Origin of the sequence: Pandoraea terrae, assembly GCF_902459695.1 — a bacterium.
GTDB lineage: Bacteria > Pseudomonadota > Gammaproteobacteria > Burkholderiales > Burkholderiaceae > Pandoraea > Pandoraea terrae.
Map to the genome: position 1 here is coordinate 1 of NZ_CABPRZ010000001.1, position 17,700 is coordinate 17,700.

Below are 17,700 nucleotides of genomic sequence, written 5' to 3' on the forward strand. Positions count from 1 at the left end.
GTGTCCACTGTTAATCAGTGGACACATCTTGCCCCGCCCTCAGGCCCGAGGATACGTGCTGATAAATTCGCGCTTACCCTGTGGGCGCTGCTGCAGTGCGCGCTCGACAAGTGCACGACCACGGTTCTGATCGCCGGCCTCACTGGCTGCGAACCCCAGGCGTGCGAGCCAGGCCCAATCATCACGCAAATGGGGATCGACCGATTCCATGATATTGAGAACGCGTTCAAGTTTGCGCGCACCGCCATAGAAGATCAGATAACCACAAAGCTGCGAGATGACTAGCAGGTCACCGGGATTGGCCGCGATGTAGGCCTCGGTCGCCGCAAGGTTGGTGTAAGGGTCTTCAAGCAGGGCAAAGAGCGCGGAGATATGCGCACGCTCCCAGGGCAGCGCAGCGCGTGCTGCCAGTAGCGCACGCTCTTTGAAGAAATCTGCGTCCGCAGCGTTGGCGTCTTTAGCAAGCATATGGCGCGCAGCCAGGGCCAGGGCGAGATTGCTGTCCAGCGCCAAAGCCTGATCCAGGGCTTCCGCGGCGCCCGCCTCAGAACCGAGGATGCGATCAACAGCGAGCTGATACCGTTCTGCAGCTTCTGGACGGTCAGTCGTAAGAGGTCTACCGGTACGCGCATCAATCATATTGGCTCATTGAGTTGCAAATTGCTGATGGGGAGCGCTCCGATGCGCTTTGAGTGTAGTCCAACGCCAAGGCGTTGGGATGTCTGACAGCAGCGAACACGTTCCGCCATTAGGCTTAGGGAATAGTATGGGTATACATCCCACTACCCGCGCAATAGTCTCAATATATCCCCCTCTGCGCCTCGTCTTTTTGCCCCGTTGCCGATTGGGCGCGCCTTTCATTTCACAATCATTGCCTGTTGCCCAGTCGCGGGGGACCAATGAAGGCTGCGCCGGCGGCATGCCGCCCGGCCGGCCTGCCGTGTTTTCCTAGCGTTCGCGGAGGAAAGGCCATGAAAAGGATCCAGTTGTTTCTGCTCGCGATGAGCGTAGCGTCGTGCCTGACGACGATAGTGATTAGCGCGACCGACGCACAAGCCGCAGGCGCCGGTGGAAGCGGCGCCGGTGCCAGCGGTGGCGCCGGTGGCGGTCCCGGTGGCGGCGGAGGCGGCGCCGCAGGCGGTAGCGCGGGTGGTGGCCCCGGCGGGGGCGGAGGCGGCGGCGCCGGTGGTGCCGGAGGTGCTGGTGGTGGCGCCGGTGGTGGCAGTGGCAGCGGCAGTGGCAGTGGCAGCGGTAGTGGCAGCGGCAGTGGCAGCGGCAGTGGCAGCGGCAGCGGCAGTGGCAGTGGCAGCGGCAGCGGCAGCGGCAGCGGCAGTGGCAGTGGCAGCGGCAGTGGCAGCGGTAGCGGCAGCGGTAGCGGTGGTGGAGGTAGCGGTAGCGGTAGCGGTGGTGGGGGTAGCGGTAGCGGTGGTGGCGGTAGCGGTAGCGCTGGTGGGGGTAGCGGTAGCGGCGGTAGCGGCGGGGGTGGTGGCGGCGGCGGTGGCGGCGGTGGCGGCGGTGGCGACGGCGGCAGCAGCGGCGGCGGCGCCAGCGGCACCGGCAGCGGCGGCGGTAGTGGAAGTCCGGGCGCGTTGGAGTGCGATTCCGGGAGTTACGCCCAGGGCGGCCCGTGTCATTAATCGGCGGTGCAATGATTGGGGCCAAGGACTATGCAGCGGTAACGCAAAATCGCTGAGTCAGGCGCAAAGCAATCGCCTCTGGCGGTGCGGATCGCGTCGTCAGGGGTGCTTGTCGTTGGCACCTGGAAGTCGACAGTTTGGTATCACGGCCGTTAGCGTGTGGCATGTTGCCTGCTTCGCGACACAGGCGCCGGTTTCGCTATCGCGATTTCCACCAATAGTTGCCCGAAGGCGTGTGCGCATAGACTGTCCTCAAGTCGGGACGACCTTACCCCTAGCGGGCCAGCATATGCGGCCCTAACCCCCTATCCAGTTCGTTCCGACACCCAACCCATCGGCCCGCGCAATGCGGGCTTTTTGCTTGCCGGCGCTGGGGCCGATGGCGCCGCGCAAGCGGCCTTTGCGCTGCATGTGCCTCATTCGGAGAACAACTCGAACAGCAGCGCGCGCATCCATTGACTGGCCGGCTCGCGGTGATAGCGCGCGTGCCAGAAAAGATTGATCTGGATGTCGGGCAGGCTGACCGGATGCTCGACATAGCGCAAGCCGAAGTGTTGCACGCTGCGTTGCGCGAATTTTTCAGTCACGGTGGCGATCAGATTCGTCGTGTGCAGAATATCGGCCAGCGCGACGAAATGCGGCACGCGCAGGCGAATATTCCGGTGGACGCCCGTGCGCGCCATGAACTCATCGACCTGGCCATGCCCCGTGCCGGCCGCCACGACGACGACATGCTCCGCACGTTCAAAGTCCGACAGGCTCATGCGCGGCTTGTCGAGCGGATGGCCGGGCCGAAACATGCAGACGTATTTCTGACGGAACAGCCGCCGCTGGAAAAACGCCGAGCTCAGGTCGGGCAAATGGCCGACGGCCAGGTCGACTTGACCGCTCGTCATCTCCTCTCCCAAATTGATTGCCGTATTGCGCACGGTGCTCACCGTGATGCCCGGCGCGCGCGTGCCCAGCGCTTGCATCAGCTTCGGCAGGAAGTGGATTTCGCCGATATCGGTCATTGCGATCTGGAACGCCTTCGTGCTGGTGCTCGGCGAGAACGCGACCTGGCGGTTGAGCACGCCATGCAGTGCGTCGAGCGCTTGCGCTACCGGCTCGGCCAGCGCTTGCGCCAGCGGGGTCGGCAGCATCCCGCGCGAGGTCCGGATGAACAGCTCGTCATTGAACAGCTTTCGCAGACGAGTCAGGGCATTGCTGACTGCCGGTTGGGTCACGCCGAGTTCGGCCGCCGCCGTCGAGACACGGCCTGCGTTGAACAAATGCTGGAAGACAACGAGCAGATTCAGGTCGACGCGATGTAGGTCCATGATGGATTATCACTCGAATTAATATTGCTTATAAGTCTGATTCTATTGGTTTATATCCGTTCGTGCGCGATGCTGTCACAAAACAGCACGTCATAGTCAGAACGGAGGCAGCCCAATGGAAGTACGCGTCCAGCCCCTCGGCCAGCGGTTCGAGATCACGCCTGGCGAAAACCTGCTCAAGGCGCTTTGCGACCGGAACATTCCGATTTCATACAGCTGCCTGGCCGGCCGATGCGGCACCTGCCGATGCAAGGTGGTGGCCGGCGAGGTTCAAACGCAGGGGAGCGGCCATGCATCGCCCCAGGGCAGCGCCTCCCACGAACGCCACGTGCTCGCTTGCCAATCGACCGTAATGGGTGACTGCGTCATCGAAGTGCCGGACGTCGACGACGTCGTCGTACATCCGGCGCGCATCGTAAAGGCCACCGTGGCGGCGATCGAGGCGTTGACCCACGACATCACGCAGCTGGTGCTGCGCCCCGCCAAGCCGCTCGCGTTCTCGCCGGGGCAATATGCGATGCTGCAGTTCACGCCCGCGCATATTCGGCCCTATTCGATGGCGGGACTGCCGGATGACGAGCACCTTGAGTTCCATATCCGGCGTGTACCGGCGGGGCTTGTCAGCCGTTACGTGGAAAGCGAGCTGAAAGTCGGCGACGCCGTGCGCGTCTCCGGCCCGCTCGGCACCTCCTATTTGCGCACGCGTCACGACAGCCCGATGCTGTGCGTGGCCGGCGGCACCGGTCTGGCGCCCGTATTGTCGATCGTGCGCGGCGCGATCGCACACGGGATGAAGAATCCGATCCACCTTTACTGCGGCGCACGCACGCCGCGTGACGTGTATGGACTCGACTGGCTTCGTGCCATGGCCTCGCGCCATCCGGCGTTGCATTTGCACGTCGTGACGACGGTGGGTGACGACGCGGCGGCGGGCTTCCGGAGCGGCCATGTCACGGACGCGCTAGCCGGTGACTTCGAGGCGTTGGACGGCTGGCGGGCTTACCTCTGCGGCGCGCCGCCCATGGTCGACGCTGCCACGCAACTGCTGCTTGGCAAGGGCATTGATCCAGCGCACGTGTATGCAGACGCTTTCTATGCCGTTGCGGCGTAAGGCGTTACGGCCACCCGCCGGTATCGCCGTCATTGCGGATTCGCGCCGGGCGCGCGGCAGATCGGCCGATGCCAAGTGTGATCCGCACATTGCCAATTCCTCAGGAGACGACCATGACATTCCCTGCATCGCCGCCCGAATCGGCCCCGATCTGGCGTGAGCCAGGCACCAGCCGCATCCCGTTTCGTGTCTACACCGACGCGCAGCTTTATCAGCGCGAACTGGAGCGGTGCTTCTACCGGAACCACTGGAACTATGTCGGTCTTGAAGCCGAGGTGCCGGAACCGGGCGATTTCAAGCGCACGGTGATCGGCGAGCGCTCGGTGATCGTGACGCGCGATCAGGAAGGCCAGATCAATGTGATCGAGAATGTCTGCGCGCATCGCGGCATGAAGTTCTGCCGCGAAAAACGCGGCAACCGCAAGGACTTCCACTGCCCGTATCACCAGTGGAACTACGACCTGAAAGGCAATTTGCAGGGCGTGCCGTTTCGCCGCGGTGTCAAGCAGGACGGCAAGGTGCAAGGCGGCATGCCGGCCGATTTCAAACCCGCCGAGCATGGCCTCACGCAGTTGAAGGTTGCCACGCGCGGCGGCGTGATCTTCGCCTCGTTCGATCACGGGATCGAGTCGCTCGAGGACTTCCTCGGCCCGGAGATTCTCGCGTATTTCGACCGGTTGTTCAGTGGCCGGAAACTCAAGCTGCTCGGCTACAACCGCCAGCGCATTCCGGGCAACTGGAAGCTGATGCAGGAGAACATCAAGGACCCGTACCACCCGGGACTGCTGCATACGTGGTTTGTCACGTTCGGCCTCTGGCGCGCCGACAACAAGTCGCGCCTGGTCATGGACGAGCACTTCCGTCATGCCGCGATGGTGTCGACTCGCGGCCAGGGCGGCAACGGCGAAGTGACATCGGGCGTATCGAGCTTCAAGGAAACCATGGCGCTTCACGACGACCGCTTTCTCGACATCGTCAAGGAGGATTGGTGGGACGGGCCGACCGGCGTGCTGATGACGTTGTTCCCCAGCGTGATCCTGCAGCAGCAGGTGAACTCGGTGTCGACTCGCCATATTCAGCCGATCGGCCACGACGCATTCGATTTCGTCTGGACGCATTTCGGCTTCGAAGGTGACACCGATGAAATGACGCAACGCCGCCTGCGCCAGGCAAACCTGTTCGGCCCGGCCGGTTTCGTGTCGGCCGATGACGGCGAGGCGATCGAATGCTCGCAGGAAGGCTTCGCGCAAAAGCCGTGGCACCGCACGGTGGCTGAACTGGGCGGCACGACGGCCGAGAACACCGAGCACATGGTGACGGAGACATTGATTCGCGGCATGTACGCCTACTGGCGCCGCATCATGGAGGTATGACGATGACCGACTTCGAGACTTTCCACGAGGTCGTGCGCCTGCACGCCGACTACGCGGCCGTCGTCGACAGCCACGACTGGGACCGCTGGCCGGGATTTTTTCTTGAAACGTGCACCTATCGAGTGCAGCCGCGTGAAAACCATGACCAAGGACTGCCGCTTGCAACCCTATCGTTCGAGAGCCGCGGCATGTTGATGGACCGCATCTACGGCATTCGCGACACGCTATTCCACGATCCGTATTATCAGCGGCATGTAATCGGTCTGCCGGCGGTGACCCGCGTATCGGGCGCGCCCGGCAAGGCCGACGAAGTCCTGCATGTCGAGACGAACTACGCCGTGTTCCGCACCAAGCCCGACCAGTTGAGCGAGGTGTTCAACGTCGGACGGTATCTCGACATCCTGCATCGCACGCCGGACGGTTTGAAGTTCGCGTCGCGCATCTGCGTATTTGACAGCGAGATGATCCCCAACTCGCTGATCTACCCGATTTGAGGTTTCCCATGACACAACGCTGGATTGAAGCGGCCGCGCGAGACGCCGTGCCGGAAGACGACGTGATCGGCTTGCTGCTCGACGGGCGCGACATTGCGCTCTACGGTGTCGAAGGCGAGGTGTTCGCCACCGACAATGTCTGTACGCACGGCAATGCCCGCCTGTGCGACGGTTTCCTCGAAGGCCACGAAATCGAGTGCCCGCTGCATCAAGGCCGCTTCGACGTGCGTTCGGGAGAAGCGAAATGCGCGCCGTTGACGGACAACGTGCGCACCTATCCGGTGCGAATCGAGGGCGGCAAGGTGTTCGTCGATCTCGGTTGACGCTGGCCCCGGGCCGTTCGCCACCGCCGGCGGCGGCGCCCGTGAGGCGCGGGCCATGGCGCTCGCTATTGACTGGCAGGTGGTCTACCGGTCGGCCGCAAAAAGCAGCTGGCATCCCGGACGGAAATTCGCATACGCAATTCCGTCGGATCCGCCGGATATCGAGTGGATTAATTTAAAGAATGACGCAGAATTACCGGCTGCTTGGCAGTTTTAATGGTGCGACGTACTTTAAATGAACTATTGCACCGCCGCAGATGAAAAAGGTTGCGTCGGCAATGATATTGCGGGTAATTCGAGGTCCAATGCGGCGGCGCAATAAAAAACCCGGCCAAAGCCGGGTTTCCGATGCAGGGCGCAGCTGAAATACTCAGGCAGCCTGAATATTCGATGCTTGTTTGCCCTTCGGGCCTTGCACGACCTCGAACTGGACCTTTTGGCCTTCCTTCAACGTCTTGAAGCCGTTCATCTGAATCGCCGAGAAATGCGCGAAGAGGTCTTCGCCGCCTTCGTCCGGCGTGATGAAACCGAAACCCTTGGCATCGTTAAACCATTTGACCGTACCGGTTGCCATACAAACTTCCCCTAAATCAATTACCACTACTACACATCACCGCACCAACGAGCACATCCGAAAAGCTTGGCAGCGCGTGCCACCCCCCTTCTTATGCTCACCCAGGCAACTTTTCTTTTAAAACCTTTATTGAGGAAAAGCGCCGCAATGATTGTTTTCGCTAACTGCCGGAAGTGTCAAGCGCTTTTTTTCAATCCGAAGCAACCTTCGATCAGGTTTTACCCTGATGTCCGTGGAGGCATAAGGAATGCGTCCGCACGCTCTTGAAATTTGGGTTAAGCTGACCACATATGGGTGGCGAGACCTTTCCGAGGGAAGGGTGCAACCCCGCAAAGGCACGTGGCATGGGGCTGGACGTTGGCATTCCGGGAGGCGTGGCTGGCAGGCAGGCGGCGCGCAGGTGGCTTGGCGCGGGCGCCGCAAATGTGGACGCGGGCCCGAATGGGCCGCTGCCCCCGGAGTTGTTTAGAATCGACGTATGGCAACCTTACCGACAACGCATGACGACACCGTACAGGAGCGGCAGGAGCAGCAGCTCAAGCCGCCGGCCATGTACAGGGTAGTATTGTTGAACGACGACTTCACCCCGATGGAATTCGTGGTGATGGTCATCCAGGAGTATTTCAATAAGGACCGTGAGACTGCCACGCAGATCATGTTGAAGGTCCATCGCGAGGGCAGGGGAGTCTGTGGGGTCTTTACGCGCGATGTCGCGGCGACCAAGGTAGAGCAAGTTGTTAGCCACGCAAGGCAGTCCGGGCACCCGCTGCAATGTGTGATGGAGGAAGCATGATTGCCCAGGAATTGGAAGTCAGCCTGCACATGGCGTTTATGGAAGCGCGTCAGGCCCGGCATGAATTCATTACGGTCGAGCACCTGCTGCTCGCCCTCTTGGATAACCCGACCGCGGCCGAGGTGCTGCGCGCCTGCGCCGCAAATCTCGACGATTTGCGCCAGAATCTGCGCAACTTCATCGCAGACAACACGCCGACGGTGCCGGGAAGCGACGAAGTCGACACCCAGCCGACCCTCGGTTTCCAGCGCGTGATCCAGCGTGCCATCATGCATGTGCAGTCGACGTCCAACGGCAAGAAGGAAGTCACCGGCGCAAACGTGCTGGTCGCGATCTTCGGCGAAAAGGACTCGCATGCCGTGTACTACCTGCAGCAGCAGGGCGTGACGCGGCTCGACGTCGTCAATTTCATTTCGCACGGCATTACCAAGACCGGCGCCAACAGTGAATCGGCGAAGGCGGGTGAAGGCAGTGCGGAAGGCGAGGAAGGTGCGGGCAGCAAGGAAAGCCCGCTGGCCCAGTACACGCAGAATCTCAACCAGTTGGCGCGCGACGGCAAGATCGATCCGCTGATCGGCCGCGAGCTTGAGGTCGAACGCGTCGTTCAGGTGCTGTGCCGCCGCCGGAAGAACAATCCGCTGCTCGTCGGCGAAGCCGGCGTCGGCAAGACCGCCATCGCCGAAGGTCTGGCATGGCGCGTCACGCGCGGCGAAGTGCCGGAAATCCTGCAGGACGCGACCGTCTACTCGCTCGACATGGGTGCGCTGCTCGCAGGTACCAAGTATCGCGGTGACTTCGAGCAACGCCTGAAGGCCGTGCTGAAGGAACTGAAGGAGCGCAGCAACGCGATCCTCTTCATCGACGAGATTCATACCCTGATCGGCGCGGGCGCTGCATCGGGCGGCACGCTGGACGCTTCAAACCTGCTGAAGCCGGCCTTGTCGTCGGGGCAGCTCAAGTGTATCGGCGCGACCACGTTTACCGAATATCGCGGCATCTTCGAAAAGGATGCGGCCCTGTCGCGCCGGTTCCAGAAGATCGACGTGAACGAGCCGACCATCGAGCAAACGGTGCAGATCCTGCGTGGCCTCAAGTCGCGCTTCGAGGAACACCATGGCGTGAAATACTCCGCGGGTGCCCTGTCGGCTGCTGCCGAGCTCTCGGCCAAGTTCATCACTGACCGCCATTTGCCGGACAAGGCCATCGATGTGATCGATGAAGCGGGGGCTGCGCAGCGCATCCTGCCGAAGTCGAAGCAGAAGAAGACGATCGGCAAGGGCGAAATCGAGGAAATCGTCTCGAAGATTGCCCGTATTCCGGCGCAAAGCGTGTCGGCAGATGACCGCGGCAAGTTGCAGACACTCGATCGCGACCTGAAGAGCACGGTGTTCGGCCAGGATCCGGCGATTGATGCCTTGTCGGCCGCGATCAAGATGGCGCGCGCGGGCCTGGGCAAGACTGACAAGCCGATCGGCGCATTCCTGTTCTCGGGCCCGACCGGGGTCGGCAAGACCGAAGTCGCGAAGCAGTTGGCGTTCACGATGGGCATCGAGTTGATCCGCTTCGACATGTCCGAGTACATGGAGCGTCACGCGGTCAGCCGCCTGATCGGCGCGCCTCCGGGCTACGTCGGCTTTGACCAGGGCGGACTGCTGACCGAGGCGATCACCAAGAAGCCGCATTGCGTGCTGCTGCTCGACGAAATCGAGAAGGCGCATCCGGATATCTTCAACGTGTTGCTGCAGGTCATGGACCATGGCACGCTGACCGACAACAATGGCCGCAAGGCGGATTTCCGTAACGTCATCATCATCATGACGACGAATGCGGGCGCCGAAACGATCAACCGCGCGAGCATCGGTTTCACCAACGAGCGCCAGGCCGGCGACGAGATGGCCGACATCAAGCGGATGTTCACGCCGGAGTTCCGGAACCGCCTCGACGCGATCATCAGCTTCAAGCCGCTCGACGAGCAGATCATCCTGCGCGTCGTCGACAAGTTCCTCATCCAGTTGGAAGACCAACTGCACGAGAAGAAGGTCGACGTGGTGTTCAGCGACAAGTTGCGCGCCTTCCTCGCGAAGAAGGGCTTCGATCCGCTCATGGGCGCGCGGCCGATGCAGCGTCTTATCCAGGACACGATTCGCCGTGCACTGGCCGACGAGTTGCTGTTCGGCCGCCTGACCGGCGGCGGGCGCGTAACCGTCGACCTCGATGCCGACGATCACGTCCAGCTGAGTTTCCCCGCGGGCGGCAATGCGCGTGCCGAACCGGAGGCTGCCGAAGTCGAGTGACCCGGCGTGTCTGCGCCACGAAAAACGCCGCGCTCTGCGGCGTTTTTTTATGCCTTTGCTTCCGTGTCGGCGCAGGCGGCCGGCGCCGGCGTCAATGCTTGCCCGTGCTGCCGAAGCCGCCGGCGCCGCGTTCGCTGTCGGGGAATTCGTCGACGATATTGAATTCGGCCTGCACCACCGGCACGATCACCAGTTGCGCGAGACGCTCGAATGGATTGAGCACGAACGTCTCGTGGCCCCGGTTCCAGGTCGAAATCATCAACTGGCCCTGGTAATCCGAGTCGATCAGTCCGACGAGATTGCCGAGCACGATGCCATGCTTATGTCCCATGCCCGAGCGTGGGAGGATGACGGCCGCATAACCGGGATCGGCCAGATGGATCGCCAGGCCAGTCGGCACGAGCACCGTCTGGCCGGCTTCGATCGTCAGCGGGCCGTCGAGACAGGCGCGCAGGTCGAGGCCGGCGCTGCCGGGCGTGGCGTACTGCGGCAGTTGATCGCGCAGGCGGGAATCGAGAATCTTGATGTCGAGTTTCATGGGTGGGCAGTCAGCGGCGACGAGGCCGCCGCATCAAAAGTGAGGGGGTGTGTGATGTACTGGCACCGGCCGCGCGGCGCCGCGACCGGGAGAGGTAAGAGACCAGGCGATCATATCATCGGCGGACCGTGCGTCAGGCCCCCGGCTCGCGTGTGGCCGGTGCCGTGCTTGCCAGTGCGTCGCCCTTGGCGGGTTCCGCATCGCTCAAGGGCGGTTTGGGCAATCGCGCAATCATGGCGATGGCCGCGAGTCCGCCCATTGCACCGCACAGGAAGATCGACGAATAGCCGAACGCGCTGGCGACGAAGCCCGCCATCGGCCCGATCAGCCCGAGCGCCAGATCGAAGAATGCAGAGTAGGCCGCTAGCGCCGAGCCCCGGCTTTGCGCCGGCACGGATTTGAGCGCCTCCACGCCGAGCGCCGGAAACACCAGCGAGAAGCCGATGCCGGTGAGCGCCGCGCCAGCCAGCGCCATGTGGGGATGCCCCGCGCTCCAGAGCAGCCCTTGTCCGACTACGTTGAAGATGAGCGACAGCATCGCCACGCGCTTGCCGCCGAAGTGGTCAATGGCATGGGCGAAGACGACACGCATGCCGATGAAGCAGCCGCTGTAGAGGGTCAGCGCGAAGGCTGCGCCCGACCAGCCGCGACTCGCATAGAACAGGGTAATGAACGCCGCGATCACCGCATAGCCGATGCTGCCGAGCGTCATGGCCAGTCCCGGTCGCCAGACCAGACCGACCACGCGATGGAACGGCAGCCGTTTGCCGCCGGCGGCCGGGGCGGCAGGCACACGCAGCGCCAGCCCGAATGCGATTACGGGCAGCGCGATAGTGACGAGCGCCACGATGCCGAATCCGGCTTCCTGCAGGAGATACGCGCCCACCGGCGCGCCTGTCGCGAGCGCGGAGTACATCGCTATGCCCTGCCACGAAATGGCCTTGCTCGCGTGTGAAGGACCCAGCAGCCCGATGCCCCACGACATCCCGCCCGTGAGGATCAGGCTTTCTCCAAAGCCGAGCACGACGCGGCCGGCCAGCAGCACCGCCAGCGATGCCGAGGGCACATTCATGAGGGCAGCGACGCCGTAGAACGCGCCGGCCGTCGCGCAGCCGCACAGGCCGGTCAGCACGGCGGCTTTCGGGCCGCGCGTGTCGACCGTGCGGCCGGCAAACGAGCGCAGCAGGAGGGTGACGAACGACTGGATGCCGACAGCCACGCCGACGGTGACGGCGCCGTAGCCGAGCGTTTTGTGCACGTACACGGGGATCACCGGCAGGGGCATGCCGATCGTCATGAAACCGAAAAACATGATGGCGGCCAGCGCGCTCAATGTGCCGTACACACTGACGGGCGGCCGCCCTTGGGGGGCGGTCTGGGGCATTGCCGGGCTCAACTGGGGCGGTGCGTTTTCATGCGTGCGGCAATCTCTGCGATCAGCAAGCGGGCAAGCGCCTGTTTGTCGGCGCGCGGCAGGCGTTGCTGACCGGCGTCGTCGAACAGGATGACTTCGTTGTCGTCTCGTCCGAACGTGGCCGGGCCGAGATTGCCGATCAGCAACGGGATATTCTTGCGGCGCCGCTTGGCGGCGCCGTGCGCTTCCAGATCGCCGCTTTCCGCAGCAAAGCCGACGCAGAAGGGCGGCGACGGCAGGGCCGCGACGGCCGCCAGGATGTCCGGATTCTGTACAAATGTCAGTTGCGGGACATCGTCGTCGCCCGATTTCTTGATCTTGTCCTGCGCCACTTGCGCCACACGCCAGTCGGCGACCGCGGCCACGGCGATGAACAGATCGTGGTTGGCGACGTCGGCCATGACGCGGTCGTACATCTGCTGCGCGGTCTGCACATCCGAGCGCACCACGCCGTAGGGTGTCGGCAATGCGGTCGGACCGGCGACCAGATGCACCTGCGCGCCGGCTTGCGCGGCCGCGCGGGCCAGCGCAAAGCCCATCTTGCCCGACGACAGATTGGTCAGCCCGCGCACCGGGTCGATCGGCTCGAAGGTCGGGCCCGCGGTCAGCAGCACACGGCGTCCGGCCAGCAGCTTCGGTTGGAGGAAGCCGGCCAGGGCTTCGAACAGGTCTTCCGGTTCGAGCATGCGGCCATCGCCGACTTCGCCGCACGCCTGGTCGCCACTGTCGGGGCCGAGCACGACGATGCCGTCGGCGCGCAACTGCGCTGCGTTGCGCTGCGTCGCGGGATTGCCCCACATCTGGCGGTTCATGGCGGGTGCCACGAGCAACGGACAGTCGCGCGCGATGCACAGCGTGGACAGCAGGTCGTCGCACAGGCCATTCGCGAGCTTGGCGAGGAAATCGGTCGAGGCGGGCGCGATCAGGATGGCATCGGCCTCACGCGAAAGGTCGATATGCGCCATGTTGTTGTCAATGCGGCTGTCCCACTGGCTCGTGAAGACGGGCCGTCCGGACAGGGCTTGCATCGTCAGTGGCGTGATGAACTGCGTGGCGGCGTCGGTCATCACCACTTGCACCGTGGCGCCGGCCTTGATCAGCAGACGGGTGAGTTCGGCCGACTTGTAGCAGGCGATGCCGCCCGTCAGCCCCAGTACGACGGTCTTGCCCGCGAGTTCCATGTGGAGGTCCCCAAAAAGCTCATTTGCCGCGCCGTACGCGCCGCAGTTCGTCGATGACGAGCAGCATGGCGCCGACGACGATGCACGAATCGGCGATGTTGAACGCCGGCCAGTGCCAGCCGCCGACATGGAAGTCGAGGAAGTCGACGACGTGGCCATAGATCACGCGATCGATGACATTGCCGAGCGCGCCGCCGAGAATCAGGGCGAGAGACAGGCAGAACATCTTCTGGCCATTGTGCCGCTTGAGGAGCCAGACGATGACGGCGGCCGCGACGACGCCGAGCACCGTGAAGAACCAGCGTTGCCAGCCGCCGGCGGCGGCAAGGAAGCTGAACGCTGCGCCCTTGTTGAAAATGAGCACGAGATTGAAGAACGACGTCAACGGACGAAACTCGCCGTACTGGAATGTCTTCAGGACCGTGAGTTTCGTGACCTGGTCGAGCAGGATCGCGACGATCGCGATGCCGAGCCACGGACCGAGGCCGACGGCGCTGCCGCCGCGCGACACGCCGTTGCCGTTACGTTTTGCGCCGCTGCGCGCGCCTGCCTTGCCTGCCGCCATTATGCTGCGCTCCGTTTTTCGCCGGCGCCGAACAGGTTCGACACGCAGCGGCCGCACAACGTCGGGTGCGCGGCATCCTGACCCACCTCGGCGCGGTAGTGCCAGCATCGCTCGCACTTGAGGTACTTCGAGGCGGTGACCACCACGCCTTCTTCGCTCTCCGTTGCCACTTGCGTCACGCTCGCGGCGGACGTGATCAGCACGAAGCGCAGGTCGTCGCCGAGGCTCGCCAGCACTTCATGCTTGCGGCCCGACACGCGCACCTCCACTTCGGCCTGCAGCGACGAGCCGATCGCTTCCGCCACGCGCGCCTCTTCAAGCGCCTTGGTGACGTCGCCGCGCACCGAGCGCAGCAAATGCCACTTCTCGAGCAGGCCCGAGCTTTGCGCGACTTCCGGATAGGTATAGTACGTTTCGGTGAAAATCGTATCCGTGCCCGGCATGAAGATTTGCCACGCCTCTTCCGCCGTGAACGACAGGAACGGCGACATCAGCTTCAGCAGACCCTGCGTAATGTGATACAGCGCGTTCTGGGCGGCGCGGCGCGCCGGCGCGTCTGGCGCGCTCGTGTACAGACGGTCCTTGAGGATGTCCAGATAGAAGCCGCCGAGGTCTTCCGAGCAGAACGTCTGCAGCTTCGCCACGACCGGATGGAACTCGTAGCGGTCGTAATGGCCGAGCACTTCCGTTTGCAGCGATTGCGTGAGCGCCACTGCATAGCGGTCGATCTCAAGCCATTGTTCCGCCGGCAGCGCGTGCTTGGCGTGGTCGTAGTCGGCCAGGTTGGCCAGCAGGAAGCGCAGCGTGTTGCGGATGCGGCGATAGCTCTCGACGACCCGCTTCAGGATTTCGTCCGAGATGGACAGTTCGCCCGAGTAATCGGTCGATGCGACCCACAGGCGGATGATTTCCGCGCCGAGCTTGCCCGCGACTTCCTGCGGCGCGATCGTGTTGCCGATCGACTTGGACATTTTGCGGCCCTGACCGTCGACGGTGAACCCGTGCGTGAGCAGCGCCTTGTAGGGCGGGCGGCCGTCGAGCATCGAGGCGGTCAGCAGCGACGAGTGGAACCAGCCGCGGTGCTGATCGGAGCCTTCCAGATACAGATCGGCCGGGAACTGCAGGTCGGCCGCATGCGAGCCGCGCAGCACGTGCCAGTGCGTGGTGCCCGAATCGAACCACACGTCGAGCGTGTCGCGGTTCTTCACGTATTGCGATGCCTCGTCGCCAAGGAGCTCGGCCGGATCGAGCGATTGCCATGCCTCGATGCCTTGCTGCTCGACGCGCTTGGCGACTTCCTCGAGCAGCTCGGGCGTGCGCGGATGCAGGGCGCCGGTTTCCTTGTGGATGAAGAAGGCCATCGGCACGCCCCATTGGCGCTGGCGCGACAACGTCCAGTCCGGACGGTTGGCGATCATGTTGTGCAGGCGCTGCTTGCCCCACGCCGGAAAGAATTCCGTCGCGTCGATGCCGGCGAGCGCCGTTTCGCGCAGCGTCTTGCCCTGGCTCGGCGCCTGGGCATTCGGCGGCACGTCCATGCCGGCAAACCACTGGTTCGTCGCGCGATAGATGATCGGCGACTTGTGGCGCCAGCAATGCATATAGCTGTGCGTGTACTTGAATGAGTGAAACAGCGCGCCGGCTTCCGTCAGCGCGTCGACGATGCGCGGGTTCGCATCCCAGATCGACTGGCCGCCGAACAGCGGCAGGCTTTCCTGATAACGGCCGTCGCCGAGCACCGGCATGCGGATGTCGTCGTCGCTCATGCCGTGCGCCTTGCACGACACGAAGTCTTCCACGCCGTAGGCGGGCGCGGAGTGGACGATACCCGTGCCGGTTTCGGTGGTCACGTAGTCGCCCAGATAGACAGGCGACGTGCGGGCGTAGCCGCCGTCGAGCTTGGCGAGGGGGTGATGGAAGCGGACGCCTTCGAGCGCGCTGCCGGGGGCCGTGGCGACGATGGTACCGTGCAGGCCGTAGGTCTTCAGGCAGTCCTCGACACGTTCCTTGGCGAGGATCAGCAGGCCGCGGTCGGTCTCGACGAGTGCGTATTCAATCTCCGGGTGCAGGTTCAGCGCCTGGTTCGACGGGATGGTCCACGGGGTCGTGGTCCAGATCACGATGAAACCCTGCTCGCGCGGCAAGCTGGCGAGGCCGAACGCCTTCGCGACGCGCTCCGGCTCGGCGAACGGGAATCCGACATCGACGGCCAGGTCGGTTTTGTCCTTGTACTCGACTTCCGCTTCGGCCAGCGCCGAGCCGCAATCGAAGCACCAGTTCACCGGCTTCAGGCCGCGGAACACATAACCGTATTCGAGGATCTTCGCCAGCGCGCGCAACTCGCCCGCTTCGTTCGCGAAGTTCATCGTCTTATAAGGGTTGGCCCAGTCGCCGAGCACGCCCAGGCGTTCGAAGTCGGCTTTCTGGCGCTCGATCTGCACGCTGGCGTAGGCGCGCGCCTTTTCCTGCACTTCGCGCACCGGCAGGTGCTTGCCGAATTGCTTTTCGATCTGGATTTCGATCGGCATGCCGTGGCAGTCCCAACCGGGCACATAGACCGCGTCGAAGCCCGCGAGATTGCGCGCCTTGACGATCATGTCCTTCAGGATCTTGTTGACCGCGTGGCCGATATGGATGTCGCCGTTGGCGTACGGCGGGCCGTCGTGCAGGATGAATTTGGGACGGCCGGCGCTCGCTTTGCGGATCTTCTGATAGAGCTTCTTCTCCTGCCATTGCTTGACCCACAGCGGTTCGCGCTTGGGCAGATCGCCGCGCATCGGGAACGGTGTGTCCAGCAGATTGACGGGGTACTTGCTCGGGGCTTTCTTTTCGCTCATGGTGTGCGTCGCTACTGATTCGTGATATGGCGTTGTGCGGGGCAGGGCAGGCGGGCGGCGCGCCGTTGCAGGTGCGCTGACGGGGCATGTTTGCCTGCCGTGAATGCTTGGGCCGCGCGCGATGTCCGGCGCGCGGCGGAATCACCTAATTCGGTCGGTCGCCGAGGTGGCGAAGTCGCGCCGGGCTTGCGCACCGTCTGCGGCTTCCGCCGCGTGCCCGAAGTAGGCGCGCGCCTCGTGCGTGTCCTGCGCGATGGCGGTCTGCAACTCGGCCAGACCGTCGAATTTCGCCTCGTCCCGCAGCTTCTGGAGAAACTCCACGCGCACGAGCTTGCCGTAGGCATCGCCGATGAAGTCGAGCAGATGGACTTCGAGCAGCACACGGCCCGAATCGTCGACGGTCGGGCGCAGGCCCAGGCTCGCAACGGCCGGCAGCGGACGATCGGCCAGCCCATGCACCTGCACGACGAAAATACCGGTCAGTGCCGGATGACGGTGCGCAATGCGCAGGTTCAGCGTGGGGAAGCCCAGTTTGCGGCCGAGCTTCATGCCATGCACGACGTGGCCGGAGATCGTGTACGGACGCCCCAACAACGCGTGGGCGCGTTCAAAGTTGCCGTCGGACAGCGCATTGCGGACTTCGGAACTCGAGATGCGCACGCCGTCATGGGCGATCGTCGGCATTTGCTCGACGACGAAGTCGAAGCGGCGGCCGGCTTCCTTCAGATAGGTAAAGTCGCCGGCGCGCTTCGCGCCGAAGCGGAAGTCGTCGCCCACGAGCAGCCAGCGCGTGTGCAGACCCTCGACGATGATGTTGTGCACGAAATCCTCGGGGGACTGCGCGGCGAAATGGGCATTGAAATGCTCGACGACCAGCCGGTCGACGCCGTGGGCGCGCAGTGCCTCGAGTTTGTCGCGCAGGTTCGAGATCCGCGCGGGCGCTTGCTGCGGCGAAAAATACTCGCGCGGATGCGGCTCGAACGTCATCACGCAGACCGGCAGGCCGCGCGCGGCCGCGGCGGCGCGCACGCGCGCCAACAAGGCCTGATGGCCCAGGTGCACGCCGTCGAAATTACCGATGGTCAGCACACAGGGCGCTTTGCTTTCCGCGTTGGGTAGACCCCGAAAGACTCGCACGATATAGAAATACGGTGAGGGATGATCCTGCCGATGCCCGGACCCGCCTGCGGGCGTCCCGACCCTCGCCGGAACGGCCCGAAACGGTGCACGACACCGCAAAACATTGA

Annotated in this window: 16 protein-coding genes; 7 read left to right on the forward strand and 9 right to left on the reverse strand. The window is 63.6% G+C overall.

The annotated features are described in order from the left end of the window. Positions 1 to 39 precede the first annotated feature (39 nt). The gene (locus tag PTE30175_RS00005) at positions 40 to 639 is read right to left on the reverse strand and encodes a tetratricopeptide repeat protein (RefSeq protein ID WP_191628704.1); all 600 of its coding nucleotides are present in this window, start codon (positions 637 to 639) and stop codon (positions 40 to 42) included. Positions 640 to 971: 332 nt separating this feature from the next. Here PTE30175_RS00005 and PTE30175_RS28085 point away from each other — a divergent pair, with 332 nt between their 5' ends. Further along, positions 972 to 1,637, forward strand: coding sequence for a hypothetical protein (locus PTE30175_RS28085; RefSeq protein ID WP_191628706.1), 666 nt, complete (start codon positions 972 to 974; stop codon positions 1,635 to 1,637). A 416-nt stretch (positions 1,638 to 2,053) separates the two neighbouring features. Here PTE30175_RS28085 and PTE30175_RS00015 read toward each other — a convergent pair whose 3' ends face one another. Next, the gene (locus PTE30175_RS00015; RefSeq protein WP_150695010.1) at positions 2,054 to 2,956 is read right to left on the reverse strand and encodes a LysR family transcriptional regulator; all 903 of its coding nucleotides are present in this window, start codon (positions 2,954 to 2,956) and stop codon (positions 2,054 to 2,056) included. A 115-nt stretch (positions 2,957 to 3,071) separates the two neighbouring features. On the opposite strand from PTE30175_RS00015, the gene PTE30175_RS00020 reads away from it, so the two are divergent. The 4 genes from PTE30175_RS00020 to PTE30175_RS00035 all read left to right on the forward strand — a co-directional run bounded on the left by PTE30175_RS00020 (position 3,072) and on the right by PTE30175_RS00035 (position 6,257). Next, positions 3,072 to 4,067 carry a 2Fe-2S iron-sulfur cluster-binding protein gene (locus PTE30175_RS00020; protein WP_150695011.1) on the forward strand — a complete coding sequence of 332 codons (996 nt, stop codon included), beginning with the start codon at positions 3,072 to 3,074 and terminating at the stop codon, positions 4,065 to 4,067. 113 nt (positions 4,068 to 4,180) lie between these two features. Further along, a complete protein-coding gene (locus PTE30175_RS00025) occupies positions 4,181 to 5,440 on the forward strand; it encodes an aromatic ring-hydroxylating dioxygenase subunit alpha (protein ID WP_150695012.1) in 1,260 nt (419 codons plus the stop codon). 2 nt (positions 5,441 to 5,442) lie between these two features. Then, positions 5,443 to 5,934: an aromatic-ring-hydroxylating dioxygenase subunit beta gene (locus PTE30175_RS00030; RefSeq protein ID WP_150695013.1), complete on the forward strand. Its 492-nt coding sequence runs from the start codon at positions 5,443 to 5,445 to the stop codon at positions 5,932 to 5,934. An 8-nt stretch (positions 5,935 to 5,942) separates the two neighbouring features. Next, positions 5,943 to 6,257 carry a non-heme iron oxygenase ferredoxin subunit gene (locus tag PTE30175_RS00035; protein WP_150695014.1) on the forward strand — a complete coding sequence of 105 codons (315 nt, stop codon included), beginning with the start codon at positions 5,943 to 5,945 and terminating at the stop codon, positions 6,255 to 6,257. Between the two features lie 370 nt (positions 6,258 to 6,627). Here the strand turns inward: PTE30175_RS00035 and cspD are convergent, their stop codons facing one another. Beyond that, a complete protein-coding gene (gene cspD, locus PTE30175_RS00040; RefSeq protein ID WP_150695015.1) occupies positions 6,628 to 6,831 on the reverse strand; it encodes a cold shock domain-containing protein CspD in 204 nt (67 codons plus the stop codon). Positions 6,832 to 7,309: 478 nt separating this feature from the next. Between cspD and clpS the strand changes: the two genes are divergently transcribed. Next, the gene (gene clpS / locus PTE30175_RS00045) at positions 7,310 to 7,624 is read left to right on the forward strand and encodes an ATP-dependent Clp protease adapter ClpS (RefSeq protein WP_150695016.1); all 315 of its coding nucleotides are present in this window, start codon (positions 7,310 to 7,312) and stop codon (positions 7,622 to 7,624) included. Then, positions 7,621 to 9,918 carry an ATP-dependent Clp protease ATP-binding subunit ClpA gene (gene clpA / locus PTE30175_RS00050; RefSeq protein ID WP_150695017.1) on the forward strand — a complete coding sequence of 766 codons (2,298 nt, stop codon included), beginning with the start codon at positions 7,621 to 7,623 and terminating at the stop codon, positions 9,916 to 9,918. Before clpS ends, clpA begins: the two co-directional genes overlap by 4 nt. Positions 9,919 to 10,009: 91 nt before the next feature. Here clpA and dut read toward each other — a convergent pair whose 3' ends face one another. The 6 genes from dut to PTE30175_RS00080 all read right to left on the reverse strand — a co-directional run bounded on the left by dut (position 10,010) and on the right by PTE30175_RS00080 (position 17,590). Next, on the reverse strand, positions 10,010 to 10,456 hold the full coding sequence (gene dut / locus PTE30175_RS00055) for a dUTP diphosphatase (RefSeq protein ID WP_150695018.1): 447 nt from the start codon (positions 10,454 to 10,456) through the stop codon (positions 10,010 to 10,012). Between the two features lie 133 nt (positions 10,457 to 10,589). After that, on the reverse strand, positions 10,590 to 11,840 hold the full coding sequence (locus tag PTE30175_RS00060; protein ID WP_150695019.1) for an MFS transporter: 1,251 nt from the start codon (positions 11,838 to 11,840) through the stop codon (positions 10,590 to 10,592). An 8-nt stretch (positions 11,841 to 11,848) separates the two neighbouring features. Beyond that, complete coding sequence (coaBC, locus tag PTE30175_RS00065; RefSeq protein WP_150695020.1) at positions 11,849 to 13,051, reverse strand: bifunctional phosphopantothenoylcysteine decarboxylase/phosphopantothenate--cysteine ligase CoaBC; 1,203 nt, start codon at positions 13,049 to 13,051, stop codon at positions 11,849 to 11,851. Between the two features lie 19 nt (positions 13,052 to 13,070). Beyond that, a complete protein-coding gene (gene lspA / locus PTE30175_RS00070) occupies positions 13,071 to 13,616 on the reverse strand; it encodes a signal peptidase II (protein WP_150695021.1) in 546 nt (181 codons plus the stop codon). Further along, positions 13,616 to 16,453, reverse strand: coding sequence for an isoleucine--tRNA ligase (ileS, locus tag PTE30175_RS00075; protein ID WP_150695022.1), 2,838 nt, complete (start codon positions 16,451 to 16,453; stop codon positions 13,616 to 13,618). Before ileS ends, lspA begins: the two co-directional genes overlap by 1 nt. A 141-nt stretch (positions 16,454 to 16,594) precedes the next feature. Beyond that, entirely contained in the window at positions 16,595 to 17,590 is a 996-nt protein-coding gene (locus PTE30175_RS00080; protein WP_150695023.1) for a bifunctional riboflavin kinase/FAD synthetase, read from the reverse strand. Positions 17,591 to 17,700 lie beyond the last annotated feature (110 nt).